17 protein-coding genes are annotated in these 15,925 nt (G+C 47.9%); 9 read left to right on the top strand and 8 right to left on the bottom strand.

Translation table 11 applies throughout. The features are described from left to right. Positions 1-63: 63 nt before the first annotated feature. The 5 genes from ACFVVF_RS25740 (at position 64) to ACFVVF_RS25720 (ending at position 4,982) form a co-directional block, all read left to right on the top strand. Entirely contained in the window at positions 64-783 is a 720-nt protein-coding gene (locus ACFVVF_RS25740) for a response regulator transcription factor (protein ID WP_387815607.1), read from the top strand. Beyond that, positions 780-1,061, top strand: coding sequence for a hypothetical protein (locus ACFVVF_RS25735; protein WP_387815605.1), 282 nt, complete (start codon positions 780-782; stop codon positions 1,059-1,061). Before ACFVVF_RS25740 ends, ACFVVF_RS25735 begins: the two co-directional genes overlap by 4 nt. Continuing rightward, positions 1,046-2,116, top strand: a complete 1,071-nt coding sequence (locus ACFVVF_RS25730; RefSeq protein ID WP_387815603.1) for a sensor histidine kinase — start codon at positions 1,046-1,048, stop codon at positions 2,114-2,116. Before ACFVVF_RS25735 ends, ACFVVF_RS25730 begins: the two co-directional genes overlap by 16 nt. Before the next feature lie 111 nt (positions 2,117-2,227). Beyond that, positions 2,228-3,880: a helix-turn-helix domain-containing protein gene (locus ACFVVF_RS25725; protein WP_387815601.1), complete on the top strand. Its 1,653-nt coding sequence runs from the start codon at positions 2,228-2,230 to the stop codon at positions 3,878-3,880. Between the two features lie 115 nt (positions 3,881-3,995). Beyond that, positions 3,996-4,982 carry an ABC transporter substrate-binding protein gene (locus ACFVVF_RS25720; RefSeq protein ID WP_387815600.1) on the top strand — a complete coding sequence of 329 codons (987 nt, stop codon included), beginning with the start codon at positions 3,996-3,998 and terminating at the stop codon, positions 4,980-4,982. Positions 4,983-5,028: 46 nt separating this feature from the next. Here the strand turns inward: ACFVVF_RS25720 and ACFVVF_RS25715 are convergent, their stop codons facing one another. Together ACFVVF_RS25715 and ACFVVF_RS25710 are read right to left on the bottom strand one after the other, a co-directional pair. Continuing rightward, on the bottom strand, positions 5,029-5,871 hold the full coding sequence (locus tag ACFVVF_RS25715; protein ID WP_387815598.1) for a WD40/YVTN/BNR-like repeat-containing protein: 843 nt from the start codon (positions 5,869-5,871) through the stop codon (positions 5,029-5,031). A 296-nt stretch (positions 5,872-6,167) separates the two neighbouring features. Then, positions 6,168-8,609, bottom strand: a complete 2,442-nt coding sequence (locus tag ACFVVF_RS25710; protein WP_387815596.1) for a beta-mannosidase — start codon at positions 8,607-8,609, stop codon at positions 6,168-6,170. Positions 8,610-8,840: 231 nt separating this feature from the next. Here ACFVVF_RS25710 and ACFVVF_RS25705 point away from each other — a divergent pair, with 231 nt between their 5' ends. Further along, positions 8,841-9,677, top strand: coding sequence for a helix-turn-helix domain-containing protein (locus tag ACFVVF_RS25705; protein ID WP_387815594.1), 837 nt, complete (start codon positions 8,841-8,843; stop codon positions 9,675-9,677). Positions 9,678-9,749: 72 nt separating this feature from the next. Here the strand turns inward: ACFVVF_RS25705 and ACFVVF_RS25700 are convergent, their stop codons facing one another. Beyond that, entirely contained in the window at positions 9,750-10,259 is a 510-nt protein-coding gene (locus tag ACFVVF_RS25700; RefSeq protein WP_387815593.1) for an SRPBCC domain-containing protein, read from the bottom strand. A gap of 23 nt (positions 10,260-10,282) precedes the next feature. Continuing rightward, positions 10,283-10,603, bottom strand: coding sequence for an ArsR/SmtB family transcription factor (locus ACFVVF_RS25695; protein WP_042159545.1), 321 nt, complete (start codon positions 10,601-10,603; stop codon positions 10,283-10,285). Positions 10,604-10,907: 304 nt separating this feature from the next. On the opposite strand from ACFVVF_RS25695, the gene ACFVVF_RS25690 reads away from it, so the two are divergent. Together ACFVVF_RS25690 and ACFVVF_RS25685 are read left to right on the top strand one after the other, a co-directional pair. After that, positions 10,908-11,345: a MarR family transcriptional regulator gene (locus tag ACFVVF_RS25690; RefSeq protein ID WP_387815591.1), complete on the top strand. Its 438-nt coding sequence runs from the start codon at positions 10,908-10,910 to the stop codon at positions 11,343-11,345. A 27-nt stretch (positions 11,346-11,372) separates the two neighbouring features. Next, positions 11,373-12,125, top strand: a complete 753-nt coding sequence (locus ACFVVF_RS25685; RefSeq protein ID WP_387815741.1) for an SDR family NAD(P)-dependent oxidoreductase — start codon at positions 11,373-11,375, stop codon at positions 12,123-12,125. A 1,002-nt stretch (positions 12,126-13,127) separates the two neighbouring features. Here the strand turns inward: ACFVVF_RS25685 and ACFVVF_RS25680 are convergent. The 4 genes from ACFVVF_RS25680 to ACFVVF_RS25665 all read right to left on the bottom strand — a co-directional run bounded on the left by ACFVVF_RS25680 (position 13,128) and on the right by ACFVVF_RS25665 (position 14,819). After that, entirely contained in the window at positions 13,128-13,505 is a 378-nt protein-coding gene (locus tag ACFVVF_RS25680) for a TFIIB-type zinc ribbon-containing protein (protein WP_387815589.1), read from the bottom strand. A 23-nt stretch (positions 13,506-13,528) separates the two neighbouring features. Beyond that, complete coding sequence (locus ACFVVF_RS25675; protein ID WP_387815587.1) at positions 13,529-13,741, bottom strand: hypothetical protein; 213 nt, start codon at positions 13,739-13,741, stop codon at positions 13,529-13,531. A gap of 99 nt (positions 13,742-13,840) precedes the next feature. Further along, a complete protein-coding gene (locus tag ACFVVF_RS25670; protein WP_042159535.1) occupies positions 13,841-14,167 on the bottom strand; it encodes a hypothetical protein in 327 nt (108 codons plus the stop codon). Positions 14,168-14,249: 82 nt separating this feature from the next. Continuing rightward, a complete protein-coding gene (locus ACFVVF_RS25665; RefSeq protein ID WP_387815585.1) occupies positions 14,250-14,819 on the bottom strand; it encodes a xanthine phosphoribosyltransferase in 570 nt (189 codons plus the stop codon). 326 nt (positions 14,820-15,145) lie between these two features. Between ACFVVF_RS25665 and ACFVVF_RS25660 the strand changes: the two genes are divergently transcribed. After that, on the top strand, positions 15,146-15,853 hold the full coding sequence (locus tag ACFVVF_RS25660) for a hypothetical protein (RefSeq protein ID WP_387815583.1): 708 nt from the start codon (positions 15,146-15,148) through the stop codon (positions 15,851-15,853). Positions 15,854-15,925: the final 72 nt, after the last annotated feature.

Here is a 15,925-nt window from a genome sequence, read left to right as displayed (position 1 = left end):
GCACCGCAGCGGAGAGGCATTTGTTACAATGAGTGATAAAGATTCGGTCCGGAGGCTGCAGACATGAATGCATATAAAATTGCGATCGTGGACGACGATGCTAAAATTCGAGAAATTGTGTCCGCTTATTTAAATAAAGAAGGTTATGAGACCTTTGCATTATCAACTGCTGAAGAAGCATTGGCCTTGTGGAAAAAAGAATCTCCCGATCTCTGGGTTCTCGATATTAATCTTCCGAAGATGAACGGCTACGACTTTTGCCGGCAAATTCGCAAAGAGACTGAAGTCCCGATTATTATGATCTCTGCGCGGGATGAAGAAGTTGACCGCATACTTGGCATAGAGCTGGGGAGTGATGATTATTTAACCAAGCCCTTTAGTCCCCGGGAATTGGTTGCGCGGGTCAACCGTCTCTTCTACCGGCTCCGTACTATGCATCCGCAACCAGTTAATCACAACCTTGTCCCTGCCCAGAGAATGCAGCTGGAGTTTCTTGAGCTAAAGCTGGTTGTCGAAGAAAGACAGGTTTTCTGGCGTGGCAAAGAATTAAGTATGACCTTTAAAGAATTTACATTGCTTCGAACCTTGCTTGAACAACCGAATCGCGCCTTCTCTCGTGACGAGCTGTTGACGCTGGTTTGGGGTGCTGACTATTTCGGCAGTGACCGGGCGATTGACGATCTGGTAAAGCGGCTGCGCAGAAAAATTAATGAGCTCCCTATTGAGACAGTCTGGGGACATGGCTATCGATTGCGCGTTCAAGGAGATGAAGAACAAATATGAGATTGATCTATAGACTGAATCTATCATTCGGGATTTTGCTGTTTGCTGTTCTGGCCATTACAGCTGTCCTGATCTATCCGCTATTGTCTAATACGCTAATCGACAGTCAAAGAAAAGAAATGCGGGCAACAGGAAGATATTATTTGAATGCGCTGCAAGCTGTGCCAGGTCAAGCTGTCAGCAATGGGCAAATGGAGGCGATATGGCTACAGTCCGCTCAGAAGCTCTTATACAGCCAACTAACTGCTGCTAAGGCTATGGAATGGAAATTTTTTTAACATCCTCTGCTGTGAAGGGCAACGGATTTTTACAGCAGCCTGATGGGATGTATATCGCGGAATCCATAACGGATAGTGTAGACCGGATTAGGCCCTATTCCACTACCATTATGATGACCACACCACTCAGCACAATCAAATCGATGCAGTGGGCTTTATTTAGCCGTATGCTGCTGATTTTATCGATGGGAGGCATTCTCGCTTTTTTACTTAGCATGCTTATCACGAGAAAGCTCGTTACGCCATTGACAGATCTAAGGAAACAATTAAAAAAAGTAGAAACACGCCGTTTCTCCGAGGTGGAGCTGGTTAAATCAAGCGGAGAAGTTGGTGAAGTGGCACAAAGTGTCTATCAGCTGGCAAACGAGCTCGAAAAATATCACCGTGCGCAAAAGCAGTTTTTCCAAAACGCCTCTCACGAGCTGAAAACGCCGCTAATGTCGATACAAGGCTATGCGGAGGGAATTCGGGACGGGATTTTTACAGGAGAACATGCAGATAAAGGATTAGAAACGATCGCAGACGAATGTGAACGGCTGAAAAAGATTGTGACGGAAATGATCCTTCTCGCAAAGCTGGAAAGTGAAGAGGGGATCTTCGAGGACTTCGATATTCCGGTACAAAACTTGATTGCCAAAACAGTAGAACGAATGAACCCGCTTCTTCTGGATAAAGGAATTCAAATCCAAGTGTCCAGCATACCGGATTGGGGACAGCAGCCGCATATCAAAGTCGACCCGGAGAAGCTCCTTCAGGCTTTGCTGAATATTGTCGGCAACGCTTCGCGTTATGCAAAGGAAACGATACACATCCATGTGTCTGAAAATGATAATCGTGTAGCTATTGAAATTAGTGACGATGGGGATGGCATTTCGGAAGCGATCCTCCCCCGGCTCTTTCAACGTTTCGTTAAAGGGCAAGATGGACAAACGGGACTCGGGCTAGCCATTTCCCGGGCAATTGTCGAACGTTGTCACGGACAAATATCAGCTCATAATCGAATGAACGGAGGAGCAGCTTTCGTATTAAGCTTTCCCGTCTCTCAAGCCAGCTGAGCAGCCATACTTATGGTGGGACATAATATTAGCCTAATTGATTCCGAAGTCTATTTCTATTACAATTCAATGATATTAAAAATCAATCGTTAAGATAAGGAATGATGTAACATGACTTTACTGCTTCCACAGCCTGCAAAAGGCGACAGCAATAATCTCATCTTCCGCTTTATCGATATAGAACGACTTGGCTCCCGCATGGAGACAGCCGCCAGCTCCGCTTTCGCGGAATGCTATATTTTGCTGCTGGTTACTAAAGGCAGCTGTCTGCTTGCTGCTGACAAACAGCATTATACGCTGGAGCGAGACAGAGGGCTGCTGATCTCCTCTGGCATGCTTTTTGAATATGAAAGAAACGGGTCAACCGAGCTTCCCGAGGGCTACTATATTCAGTTTGAAGCCTTATCAGAGCGTGCGCGTACGGAGGAAGATCGTATTTTTCAGCTTGCTTCCGATGTGTTTAGCTGCGGCGTTGATGTGCCCAAGCACTATTTTCCGGAGCTTCACCGTTTGGCCGCACTGCTATGGGAAAGCCGTACAAGCACGAAGGAGATTCGCAAGCATAGCGATATGATTTCGTTCTATAAGCTGGTCTACCTGCTCATGGATATCGAACAACCGGAGCAAGAGCAAGAAGACGATGCCCGTCATGCTATTCTGCGCACCATTCAAGAGATGGAACGCCGCTATGCGGAACCAATAACCCGTGATGAATTAGCAGCCATCGCCTGCATGAGCCCTTGGCACTATTCGCATGTTTTCAAGACGATCACCGGACTTAGTCCGCATAGCTATTTGGCTAAAATCCGCATCCTTCAATCCAAAGCTTTGCTGCGCAATGGCATGAAAACAAGCGAGGCCGCCCGCCGGGTCGGTTATGGGGATGACTCGCATTTCCGTCGTAAGTTCAGAGAAGCGGTTGGCGTGTCCCCCTCGATGTTCGCTGCAGGCAGGCATGAGAGAATTGCAACGGTCAGTTATCATTATGCCGCTCACCTTCTGGCGCTGAATATCGTTCCCTATGCCGCGCCAGTCGACCGTCAGCGGGAATATCACCGAAGCCGGTACCATGATTTAATTTCTGTTCACCTGCTGCGGCGTAAAGTGATGCCTGCCGATTTCTGGAGGCATAACATGCAAAGTCTGGCGGAGGCAAAGCCAGAACTGATACTGTGCGATGATATTATTCCACCAGAAATTGACGAGCAGCTCCGTAAAATCGCACCTACCTTTGTTGTTCCCTGGATGAGCAGCCACTGGCGGGATCAGTTCCGGCAAATAGCATCGATCATCGGACAGGAGAAGGCTGCTGAACGCTGGATCACCCAATATGAATACAAAGCTGTTGAAGCAAAAAAAGTCATCCAGCGCCGTATTGGCGGTGAGACCGTCACGCTGCTGCACGTTATGCTCGGTCAATTAATCATTTACGGCAGACGCAACGGAGGTGCCGTTCTATACGATGATCTGGGGCTTCGTCCTCCCTGCGATACGCTTAACATTCCGGTATTTCGCGCACTCTCAATGCTGGATCTTGCGCCCCTTCGCGATACCGGTCATTTGCTGCTGGTCATTGATCAGGATCAGGAATCGCAGCAGGCTTGGGAACGATTGCGGCAGAGTACCGAGTGGACAACGATTCGAGCGGTTCAGAGCGGTCAAGTTCATATAATAGAAGAAACGCCTTGGCTGGAGTATTCCCCCTACGCACATGAACTTGTTATCGAACAGGCTCAGCAGCTGCTTGGAAGGAAGCAGAATTAACCGGGCGCACAATTCGCCTGCTCAACACCACACAATCCTCTCTATTAATCGCCATACTAGGGTGATAAAATAGCTTTTGTTGATAATGAATATCAAAATCACCTTAGGAGGCACTATGCGCAACAAATTCAGAATGCGATCAACCTTTATTTTGGCGGCACTTACAACCATTTTACTCATAAGCGGATGCGGCTCGAAGGCTGACAATAATGGTACAACTCCTTCTGCCTCACCCGAAACAGGAACAGGAACGGAGGCCGCCTCAGCGCCAAAAGAGTTCAAACATGAACTGGGCTCGATTCAATTAACCTCCACCCCGCAACGGATCGTTGCTCCTTATCTTGAAGATGCGCTGCTGACCCTTGGAATCAAGCCGGCAGCTAAATGGTCTTATGGCGAGCTGGTGCAGGATTATCTGGAGGCGGATCTTCAAGATGTGCCCAAGCTTGATTTTTCGAGCGGCGGACTGAACAAGGAAGCGCTTCTTGCAACGAACCCTGATCTCGTTGTACTGTACACGACGAACATGGCGGATGAGGAATCCTATAAGCAATTCTCTTCCATAGCTCCGACTTACATATTTGACGATGCGACCGTTGACTGGAAGAAAACGCTTGAAGTCATCGGTGAGATGACCGGCACTTCCGCTAAAGCGGAACAAGCCATTCTTGATTACGACAACAAAGTCGAGCAGGCTAAAGAGCAGCTAAAGCCCTTTGTAGAAAACAAAACGTTTGCCGTCATTCGTGTAAAACCGAAAGAAGTCCAACTGATGGACGGCTCCTATTACAGCGGGCTCGTGCTTTATTCGGATCTGGGGTTAACGCCGCATAAGCTCGTTAAGGAATTGTCCTGGAGCCGCGCACAGCCGCTCTCACTGGAAATACTGCCTCAATTGGATGCCGACTATATCTTTGTACTTGTGCAGGGAGAAGATTCAAGAGCGCTATTGACGGATTATGAAAACAGCGCCTTATGGCGGAATCTGCCTGCTGTCAAAAACGGCCATGTCTTCGAAATGCCAAGCAACTACTGGATGGCGAGCGGAGCGATTGCCAATACAAAAAAAATCGATGACATTCTGAATGTCATCGTGAAATAACCAAAAGCCGGGAGAAATCGTATGCCATATACGATCTCTCCCGGCTTTATTTATTTTTGAGCGATCCTTGCTCATAAACCCATGAAAGTCCTCCGTCTTTACTCGTTAAATATATCATTTGAGCCTCGTTCCCATCCTTGCTGATCCCGATCGGAAGACGTCCTTCCTTGCCATCAAAGACAGGAGAAAACGGCGTTTTTTCATATTCAGCATACTGTTCAGGCAAAGCGACAGCTAACCTTTCCCACGTTTGCCCGCGATCCTTCGTCCAATAAATAACGGGTCCTTTATCTTCATAATATCTAAACCCGAGAAAGCCAATATCCTTGTTGTAGAAACCTGCCCCGGTCAACTGCCCCGCATATTGTTCATTAGCGTTGCCAATCTCCTGCCAAGTCTTTCCTCCGTCCGACGTCTGGTAGATATAGTTCATCGATTGCCCCACACCGGCTGAACCGCCGGAGACGATCCAGCCCTCTTTTTCCGACGTAAAACCGATGAACTTCGTATCATAACCCTTTGCGCCATCAATCGTATAATCGTTCCACGTCTTCCCCATGTCATCACTAATCATTACATGCAGCGGAGACAATTTGCCGTCGCCAAACCCGTATACAATCACGGTTTTGTTCTCTGATATGTAGAAGCCTGTTTCATTAATGCTCATTCCGATTACCGATCCCGTCGTATCCAGCGTCAATGGCGTTTTCGCTGTAACGGCTCCATCCCGGTAAGCAATCGTAACGTTGCCTGCCTCATCAACCTCATAAGAATTGCCTGAGCCAATAACAAATAGTTCACCGCTGGAATTATGAGCAAAAACCGAGCCAGGCTTAAAAGAAGAATTTCCGTTGCTGTTCGTACAAGCAGCTAACAGCCCAACTGCCATTATCAACAGCACTACAGCTGTAAAAGGGATCACGCCATTTTGTTGGTGCTTCCTATTCAATATGTGATTAAAGCTATTCTTCAACATACGAATTTCTCCTTTTTTTCCTTAAATTATCTTTTTACAATATAGACTTTTGACGAAGCTCGCACGTTAAATGTTGCTGGTTATTGCAATGAAAAAAACATCTCCCTCCAGAGTGAGTAAGCAGACGACTGCCTTATCACCTTAAGGGAGATGTTCTATTGCTTCAATAAAAGTTTGGATCCTACCATTGCAACTTTCAAGCTGCCTGCTTATTCATACGTGTCAAACAAGCTGCGTACCGTAAGCTGTTCCCGGAATGCATCCAGGCTCAACGTCTCCGACAAGCTGTCTTTTTTAACCGTTACGGTTTTCGGACGGGATGCCGACAAATCGAAAATATTGTCGTTGAACAAGGCATCCGCGGCTTTAAAATCCAGCTCTACGAATTTTGCGAAAGCTTGGCTCTCCAGCTCAATGACGAACCGGTCTTCTGCTTCGCTGACTTGTACGCTGATTTGCGGATTCAAGTAGTCAAAATGCTTCGACTTCACGAATTGAACCGTTCCGCCGCTCACCGACTGGCCGTTCACGATAAAGTCAAATTCCAAATAGCTTTGTCTTTGCTTCTGCTTGGAGTCCAGTACAGAGGCAAAATCCAGTGCAACAATCTCTTTCGTCGCCAGAGCATCTACCGCAACTGCCTGCTCACCGCTTTGAATAACTTCGGAACGATGGTTCAACAGACGCCAAGTAAGCTTTCCTTCGACCGGCTCCAGCGTCTCATTGCTTACATGAAGCGCAACAGAAGTCCCCTCTTCACAAGCCGATGCCAATACTGGAGCGAAGTATCTTTTCGTCGAATAATGAGCCGCTTTCCATCTGCCGAAGTAATCCAGGCTTGACCAGGACGCAACCGGCCAGATGTCGTTCAGCTGCCAGTAAATTGCCCCCATGCATCTGCCGCGGTTTCTTCTCCAGTGCTCCACCGCATTGCGCATCCCTTCCGCCTGAATGAGCTGAGAAACGTAGAGAAGCGTATCGAAGTTTTTCGGTAATTTGAAATATTCGCTGATATAATACAGAATCTTCTCGTTGCCCGTGCCGTTCTTCTGATGGGACTCCATCACATAGGAGAAAATGTTGCGATCCTCCGGCAGCGTGAAGCTCTCTACGGTTTTCAGAGACGGGAAAGACTGCAGCCCGAACTCCGACATAAAGCGCGGATACAACGTTCTGAATTCAGTAATCGGCTTGCGCCCATGCCATACATCCCAATAGTGCATATCTCCGATGTTCTCATTGTTCGGATCGTCGAAGTTGCCCGTAGATGAAGGCGAGGAACGCCAGTAGAACGTATTCGGATCAAGCGACTCATTTAGCTCCGGCAAATATTGCTCGAACTGCTTGAGATAATCCTGCTGCAGCTTCTCGCCGTAACGCTCTCCCCAGCCCCAGTAAGCCCAAGCATACTCCAGCTCGTTGTTCCCGCTCCACAAGCCAAGGGATGCGTGATGACGAATACGCTTCACGTTGTCAATCGTCTCCAGACGAATGCTTTCTTTAAACTGCTCGTTAAAATCATAATTGCCGCATGCATACATATGGTCCTGCCAGACGATCAAGCCGTATTGGTCACACAGGTCATAGAAATAATCGTCGCAATAGTAGCCCCCGCCCCATACGCGGATGCAGTTGTAGTTGGCCTCTACACAGCTCTTAATGAGCTTCTCCGTTCTTTCGTAGCTGATCCTGCCAAAAACATTATCCTCTGGAATATAGTTCGCGCCCATGGCAAAAATACGCTTGCCGTTTGCTTCGAACTCGAAGGATTCGCCCCAAGTGTCTTTCTCTTGTTTGATAGTCAGCGTTCTCAGTCCGATTGTCAGAGACTTGTCGTCAATCGCCTTGCCGCCATCCAGCAGCTCAACCTTCAAGGCATACAGCGGCTGGCTTCCGTAGTTATGCGGCCACCAAATTTGCGGATCTACAACTTCAAGCTGAAGCGAAGCCTCCGTACCCGTTACAGCAGCAGAAACCGTATGTTCATAGGTTTTGCCGTCTGGCGATTCCAGAACTGCACGCAGGCTGAGCGATGAATCATTCCACCTCTGAAGTTCAACCTTAATATCGATATTTACCTTGTTGTCAGAATGCTGCTGCGTAACATATACATCGTCAATTCTGCCCGTATCAAAGCCTACGATGGAGATGCTCCGCCAAATGCCTGCATCAGGAATTTGCGGTCCCCAATCCCAGCCGAACATGCTATGTGCCTTCCGGATATGGGAGATGCCCGGTACAGCGTCGGCGCAGCTCGACAAATGCTGTTCCTTCTCTTTTTCAAGCGCGTACAAGGTAGCCGATTGAATGAGGATATGAATCGTATTGTCCCCGGCAACAAGAACGTTCTTAACATCAACTTCATACGTTCTGTGCATGTTATCCGCTTTCAAGACAGAGCTGCCGTTAATGAAAACCTCGCATAACGTATCGAGACCTTCGCAGCGCAGCAGAACAACGTCATGCTTAAGCGTATCCTGCTCTACCGTAAATTCACGTTTGTATTCATAGTCGAATTTCGACAGTTCCAGCGCATCGTATTCATTATCGCGGAAAAACGGATCCTCCATTTTGCCCGCTTGAAGCAAATCGTTAAATACGGAACCGGGTACAGTTCCGTTAATCCATTCCGCTTCGTCCGTTCTCTTCATGTTCCATACGCCGTTAAGGGTTAGCAATTGCATCTGCATTCCACCTGCTTTTTCAGTAATTTATTGTGCTATTTAATTATCATAAAGGATGCGGCGTTAAGGGATGTCTATCCGCTAACAGCATGATAGTAACACTTGATTGCATCATCAGTCTTGTATTGTTTGAGCTTTTTTTGTGCTATATTAACATCATATAGACAACCCTTATTTCAATTAAGAGGTGAGCATAAGATGCAAGCTGCCGTATTGAAAGCTGCAGCGCTGATCGATCCTGAGGTTCAGGCGAATTTTCATATCGAATACTCCATTAAGCACACGACACCGCTGCATCGCCACGATTATTACGAGGTTTTTATTATAACGGCCGGCAAATGCATCCATCATATTAACGGCGAAGCGCACTATATGGAAAAAGGGACGATGGTATTCATCAGGCCTGATGATACCCATTGGTATGACTTTTACGACGATTCTGACTGCCAGTTTATTAATGTCAATTTTTATAAAGAAGTGATTGAGGATGCGTTTAAATATTTTGCAAATCCTGTTGTCGCTCAAAAGCTGAAAAGCGTGGGGATGCCGCCATCGATCGTACTGCCCTCATCCGATGTTGAGACACTCGTCCGGAAAGGAGAGCTTATCCACCTCTATACGACGCTTGAGAAGAAGAAGGCCAAAATATTGGCCCGAAGCTTTTTGACGGATGCGCTTACTTATTATTTCTTCAACGACCAGAACGAGAATGATAAACTAATGCCGCAATGGCTGGATGCTCTGCTGCTAGAGCTGCAAAAAAAAGAAAATTTCACGGGCGGCCTGGAACGGCTGTATACGCTGTCCGACCACAGCGTTGGCCATATGAACCGGGTATTCAAGCAGCATCTCCATACGACGCCGACAGCCTACATTAACCAGCTTCGATTGGGTTACGCCAAAAACCTGCTGCTGACAACGCCTCTATCCATTCTGGAAGTTTCGTATGAGGCCGGCTTTGACAATCTCAGTCACTTTTATCATTTGTTCAAAAAAAACTACGGTGCCTCTCCCGGGAAAATCCGGCGCCGTTAAACGGAAAAGAGACAGGCCGATCCGGATTGCCGGATGGCCTGTCTCTCCTGTACACCGCAATTAATTTAATGATTACAAAGTAATCAAATATTCCTCAAGCCGGTCCAGCGTTTGGGTAATACCCGGCTCCATGCCCATTTCCAGCACCTTGTTCAACGCTTCTTCCGATTCATATTGCGCCCGGCTAACCATTCTCGTCCGATTGCCTTCAAGCGGTTCAAATGACATCGCAATAACCGATGATGGCATGCCTTCCGTCTCATTGCCCTCGGCATCAGAGAAGAAGTCCTCGTAAGTAAATGATTCAGGCGTGTCGATTTCCTTGTAAACGCCTTTTCCCCATGACTCAAAACCGAAGAAATCGCCTTGGCTCTCGTCCACGCATTTCATGCAATAGTGCCAGACGCCGCCTGGCCGGAAATCGACAGTACAATAGGACAATTCCCAGCCGCGAGGCCCCCACCAATGCTTCAAGTGCTCCGCCTGCGTGTAAGCATCATACACAAGCTCGCGTGGCGCATTGAATTCCCGCTCCATTACCAATACTGAACCTTCTGGCCTTAATGTCAATTTGTTCGCCATCTGACATTCCTCCTGTTAATCAATTAGTTTTTCCGTCCCTTGAGCTGATCCAAATAATGCTCCAGCTTGCCGAACCGTTCATCCCAGATTCGAAGATAATCAGCGAGCCAGGCGTCAATTTCCTGCAGAGGCTCCAGCCTCAGCTTATAGCGACGCCTGTTGGCTTCCGCCTGCACTTCAACGAGTCCCGCATCCAGCAAAATGCGCAAATGCTTGGAAACTTGAGGCTGACGGATTTGCAGCCGCTCTGCGATCTCCCCTACGGTCAAGGAGCCTTCCAGCAATAGCTCGACAATATGCAGCCGGTTTGGATCGGATAATGCGCTGAAAGTTGTAATTTCCATCCTGACATTGCCCCTTATGGAATGATATTCACCGAGGCTGTATCGTCATACGGACCAGCTCACGTATCCTTGATTGAAATATACCACTTAAGGAATATTCCTGTCAAGGAATATTCAATAGATTGTTGTTGTTGTTGCTGCCTCCCGTCACATTAGGATTCCATCTAGCTGCTGAACCTGCCACTTACTCCCTGCTGGTTGACTGTCTGCAAAAAATAAGATACATTTAAATTGTTAAAAGCTTTTAACTACTTTAATTAGAAACATGTAATGAAAGACTGATTCGTATCGATATGAGGTGAAGATGATGGACAAGCAGGAGCAGCTGAACAAATTGTTTGCCCGTCAGATGATGACGATCGTCGCGAGTTATGCCAAACTTCCGGACTTTGACCTGACTTCGTCGCAATATTTTATTCTGCAGGCACTCTTTCATGAGAAACAGCTGACCAGCTCTTATTTTTCCAGAGTATTGGATATTACACTCCCGGCCGTATCGAATTTAAGCAACAAGCTCGTTCGAAAAGGTTTGGTGGAGCGTGTCGTCTCTGAAACGGACCGGCGGCAAGTTTATTTGCAGCTTACTGATCACGGCCGTCATATCCATGAGCGAATGCTGGAAAAATATCAGACGCTGACAGACGGACTTTGGTCAGACTTAACGGAGGCTGAGAAGGATTTGCTCATCACTTCATACGAGCGCATTACCGAATTGCTCCAACTGAAGAACAGCACCATCTAATCTCAAGAAACGGGGAGGCAATCCATGATGGGAAGACTTCTTAACAAAGTAGCGATTATTACAGGTGCAGCCGGCGGCATGGGGAAAGCGGACGCTTTGCTATTCGCCAAAGAAGGCGCTAAAGTGGTCATTACTGACTTGCAGGAGGATAAAATTAACGAGGTCGTTCGTGAGATTGAAGCAGGCGGCGGTGAAGCACTAGGCTTCAAGCATAACGTAGCTTCCGAGGATGATTGGGTTCGCGTCGTGGATGAGGCGGTTGCGAAATTCGGCAAAATCGATATTCTCGTCAACAACGCCGGCATCTCCAACGCCACGCCATACATGGACTTAACCGTCGAAAACTGGGAAAAGACGATGTCGATTAACGTAACGAGTATTTTTCTTGGACAAAAATACGTTATCCCGCACATGATCGAAGCCGGCGGCGGCTCGATTATTAACATATCGTCGATTGCCGGACTGACCGGCGGCAGCGGTGCCGGCCCGTACACAGCCAGCAAAGGCGCTGTACGGCTGCTGACGAAAGCGACGGCTGTCGATTACGCGAAGCATAACATCCGCGCCAACTCCATTCATCCCGGCTACATTGAAACGCCGATGACCGTCGACCTGATGAAGGACGAAAATATGCGTCAATGGTTCCTCTCACAAACACCGCTGCCGCGGCTCGGCAAGCCGGAAGATATCGCACAGGGCGCCCTCTTCCTCGCATCCGATGAATCCTCGTATATTACAGGCATCGAGCTGCCGATCGACGGCGGGTATTACGCGAAGTAAGGGAATATTGGAAGCAGCGGAAGCAGCAGCTTCATGCAGGCTGTCACCTGAGCGCTTATAGCTGCTCGGGGTGGCAGCTTTTTGTTGCGTGGCGAGCTGTCCGGCCGCTACGCTAATCAGCGTAGCACATACGGGCGAGTTCTCGCCCTGCTCGTAGGCTGTTCGAGTAGCTTTAGCGAAGCTTCTGAGCTAATTATGGACTTGTTCATGTGCAGTTCGGATGCGGTTCGAGTAGCCTTAGCGAAGCCGCTTCGCTATTTAACGTAACAATTTTCGCTGAAGGATAGCTAAAACGTTCATTTGACCTCCATAGCGGCAACTAAGGTAACCTTTTTCTCTATTCGGAAATTGACTTACACTATTGCGAAAATAGATGCGCTATTGCTGTCTCGAGGCCGTTTTTGGCTGGATTTAATGAAGTTTCCTCCTTAATTTTGCGAAGCCGCTTCGCTAATCAGCGTAATATTTATGGACGCCTTCTTGCACAGTTCGGATGCTGTTCGAGTAGCCTTAGCGAAGCAGCTTCGCTATTTAACGTAACAATTTTCGCTGAAGGATGGCTAAAACGTTCATTTGACCTCCATAACGGCAACTAAGGTAACTTTTTTCTCTATTCGGAAATTGACTTACACTATTGCGAAAATAGATGCGCTGTTGCTATTTCGAGGCCGTTTTTGGCTGGATTTAATGAAATTTCTTGCTTAATTTTGCGAAGCAGCTTCGCTAATCAGCGCAGCACATACGGGCGAGTTCTCGCCCTGCTCGGATACTGTTCGAGTAGCCTTAGCGAAGCAGCTTCGCTGCCATGTACATGTCAGAATTGCACAGTGCCACCACCATCACATGCAATGTTCCCGCAAAGTTCAACAGTTAAACTTATCTAATCCGATTATAATAAATCGTAATTATAAATCTCAAATTACACAAAACACAAAAAAAGGCCGACCCCTCGGCTGAAAAGCCGAGAGGTCAACCCTGCGCCGACGAGCGGCGTCCAAACCTTTAATCAAACAAATCGCCAAAGACGTCTAGAACCGACTTTTTCTTCTTGTGTGGGTAACCGTGCTTGCCATCCTTGTAGGAGCCGTACTGTCCGTTGCCGTTGTTTCCATTGCCATAGCCATATCCTTGGTTCTGCTGGTACGGAGGCGGCTGCTGACCGTAAGGCTGTTGCGGAGGCTGCGACTGGGGCTGATTGTACTGATTGTTATACCGGTCATCCCGCCCGTATTCTTCCCGCAGCTCCTTCACGCCTTGGACGAGCTTGTCCAGCTCCCCCCGATCGAGCCATACCCCTTTGCACTCGGGACAGACATCAATCAGAACGCCGTCCTTCTCCACTTCCCTCATACGGACATCTTCACAAACCGGACACTTCACTATACCCGCTCCTTTCGCCGCGTTTAAAGAGTCGTCCCTCTTTCGCTCGCGGCTGGTTCGAAGCGATAGCCGCGGCTAAGCTTTAATACGCGCCGATTCGCTTTTCGTAACACAACGGTGGAATCATCCCACGCTACAACGATGCCCATCACATCATTGGCCTCTATTTCATCCCGTACGGCCCTAACTAATTCACCGCTAATCCGGTACTGATCCAATTGTTCTTCGCTTATCACAGCGACTCGCCTCCCTGTCCTTGTTTTGAAAAAAAACCTCAACGGACTACAGCAGCCCATTGAGGTTTGGTCTATCCGATTATGTTATGAAGCCTCAGCTTAACCGACATGCTCCTTGGAGTCATTCGTCTCCGTCTCGTACCATTCGTCCAGCACTTTCGAGGACATAACGCGCTTCGCAATATAATCCGCTTGACGTTCCGTAAACTGATCGCGCCATTCCATCTCCAGTTCCTCGCTCAGCTTTACGATCGTCAACAGCTCCGACCAGGCTACATAACGTTTATACCAGAAAAATTGCGGATGCTCAATCATATAAGGATACAGATCATCAAATTCAGTATGTTTGCAATCGAGCGCGCGTTCAAAATGAACCTTCGCATCGTTCAACTTGGCGTTCATAAATTCTGCAGATAAGTTTCCCATTGCTTATGCCTCCTCTCAGTCACTTACGAACTATTATATGCTAAAACTCCGTGTCGGAAAAGAGCATATATACTGGAACATGCTATTCAAACGTAATCTTGCCGTCTGCCAGCGATGCGATTTTCACAAGCGGCTCCACCCGGACGCCTTGCTCGCGCAGCGTTCTGCCGCCGGCCTGGAACGTTTTCTCTACGACAATACCCAGTCCGACCAGATGCGCGCCGGAACGCTCAATAATTTTCACCAAGCCGCGAGCTGCGTCTCCATTTGCAATAATATCGTCAATAAACAACACTTTATCATCGGCTGTCAAATACTGCTTGGACACCATAATGTCGGTGACCATTCCCTTCGTAAACGAAGGTACGCGCTCGCAGTAAGCTTCCGGATCCGCAATGAGCGTTTTTTTGCGCCGTGCGAACACGAGCGGAACGCCCAGCACATATGCAGCAGCGAATGCAGCAGGAATGCCTGAGGATTCGATTGTCAACACTTTCGTAATTTGCTCGCCCGCGAAACGTTTGGCAAATTCATGGCCCATCTCCATCGTCAAAGCCGGATCGACTTGGTGGTTGATCAAAGAATCGAGTCTGAGTACATCATTCGAAAGTACCAAACCTTGTTGTAAAATTCGCTCTTTTAAAATATCCATCGTATTCATTCCTTCCACCAAAATCCCTTTTCGTTAACGTACCATAGGAACGGCCGAATGCGCAACCTGCGAATGATGCAAAAGCTGACATTGGCGCATCCTTCCATACTGAAGCTGCCCAAAGTTTTTTGGAAGGAGCAATAAAAATCAGAAACTTTTTCCAGTTAAAACCGTCTAGAATAGTACGAAGTTATTGTACGCTTGCAAATCGCCTGACTCTGATATTACAGGTTGCACTCGCATTGCCGATATAATGATCAAGGCCGCCGTACCGACGTATACAATTGAACAGGAATTTCATTCCTGAATGGGGAGAGTTGGAAGCCATGAACAGACGCAAACGCGGATCAAAAATACATAACAGTGCAAAACTGGCCGCCTTGCTAACGCTGGCGATTGTCGCTGCCGGCTGCCAGAGCAATTATAACGGAGAAACGCCTGACCTGACCGGAGATGCTAATGCCGTGAACGGCAATTCCTATATGCAAGGCGATACACCGCAAAAACATTATTTGAAAAACAACCTTATCAGCGGCGAACCGACAGGTGAAACGGCTGATCCTGGGCCAGGCGGCGGCACGAGCGCAGAATCCAATATCAAGTCGGACAATTCCGGCAGTAAAAGCTCCGCCAGCAGCGAGCCGCAGTGGAACGCCGCTAAGCCTTTAATTATGGGTCTGGCCATTGGCGACGCCCGCTCCAAGCTGCTCAAACGATTTGGCGAGGCCGGCGATACGTACACGCTTGAAGACGGGGACGAATCCATTGAAGTCCATGAATACAAGGGCTTTTCCGTTGGCATTAATGGTAAAAACGCCATCCAATACGTTGAAGTCTATGATGCCAGCATTTCCACCGGCATAAGCGGTATTCGCGTCGGCGATAAAACAGAGACGGCAGTCAAAGCGCTTGGCAAGCCAAACACGCAAAACAGCTTTATTCTGACTTATGAAGGAAAAAGCACGCTGTTAAAGCTCGATCTTGATCCCGATCATAGCAAAATCGTATCCATTAAGCTGCTAGCAGTCGTATAACGGAATGGATGAACGACAGTTATAGATTAACAGCCGCAACTAATAATAAGGGCGCTACCCCGTTTATTGAAC

Origin of the sequence: Paenibacillus sp. NPDC058174, from assembly GCF_042883865.1 — a bacterium.
In the GTDB taxonomy this organism is placed as follows: Bacteria; Bacillota; Bacilli; order Paenibacillales; family Paenibacillaceae; genus Pristimantibacillus.
Note: the sequence above shows the minus strand (reverse complement) of the source record. Positions and strands in the feature narration are given on the sequence as shown.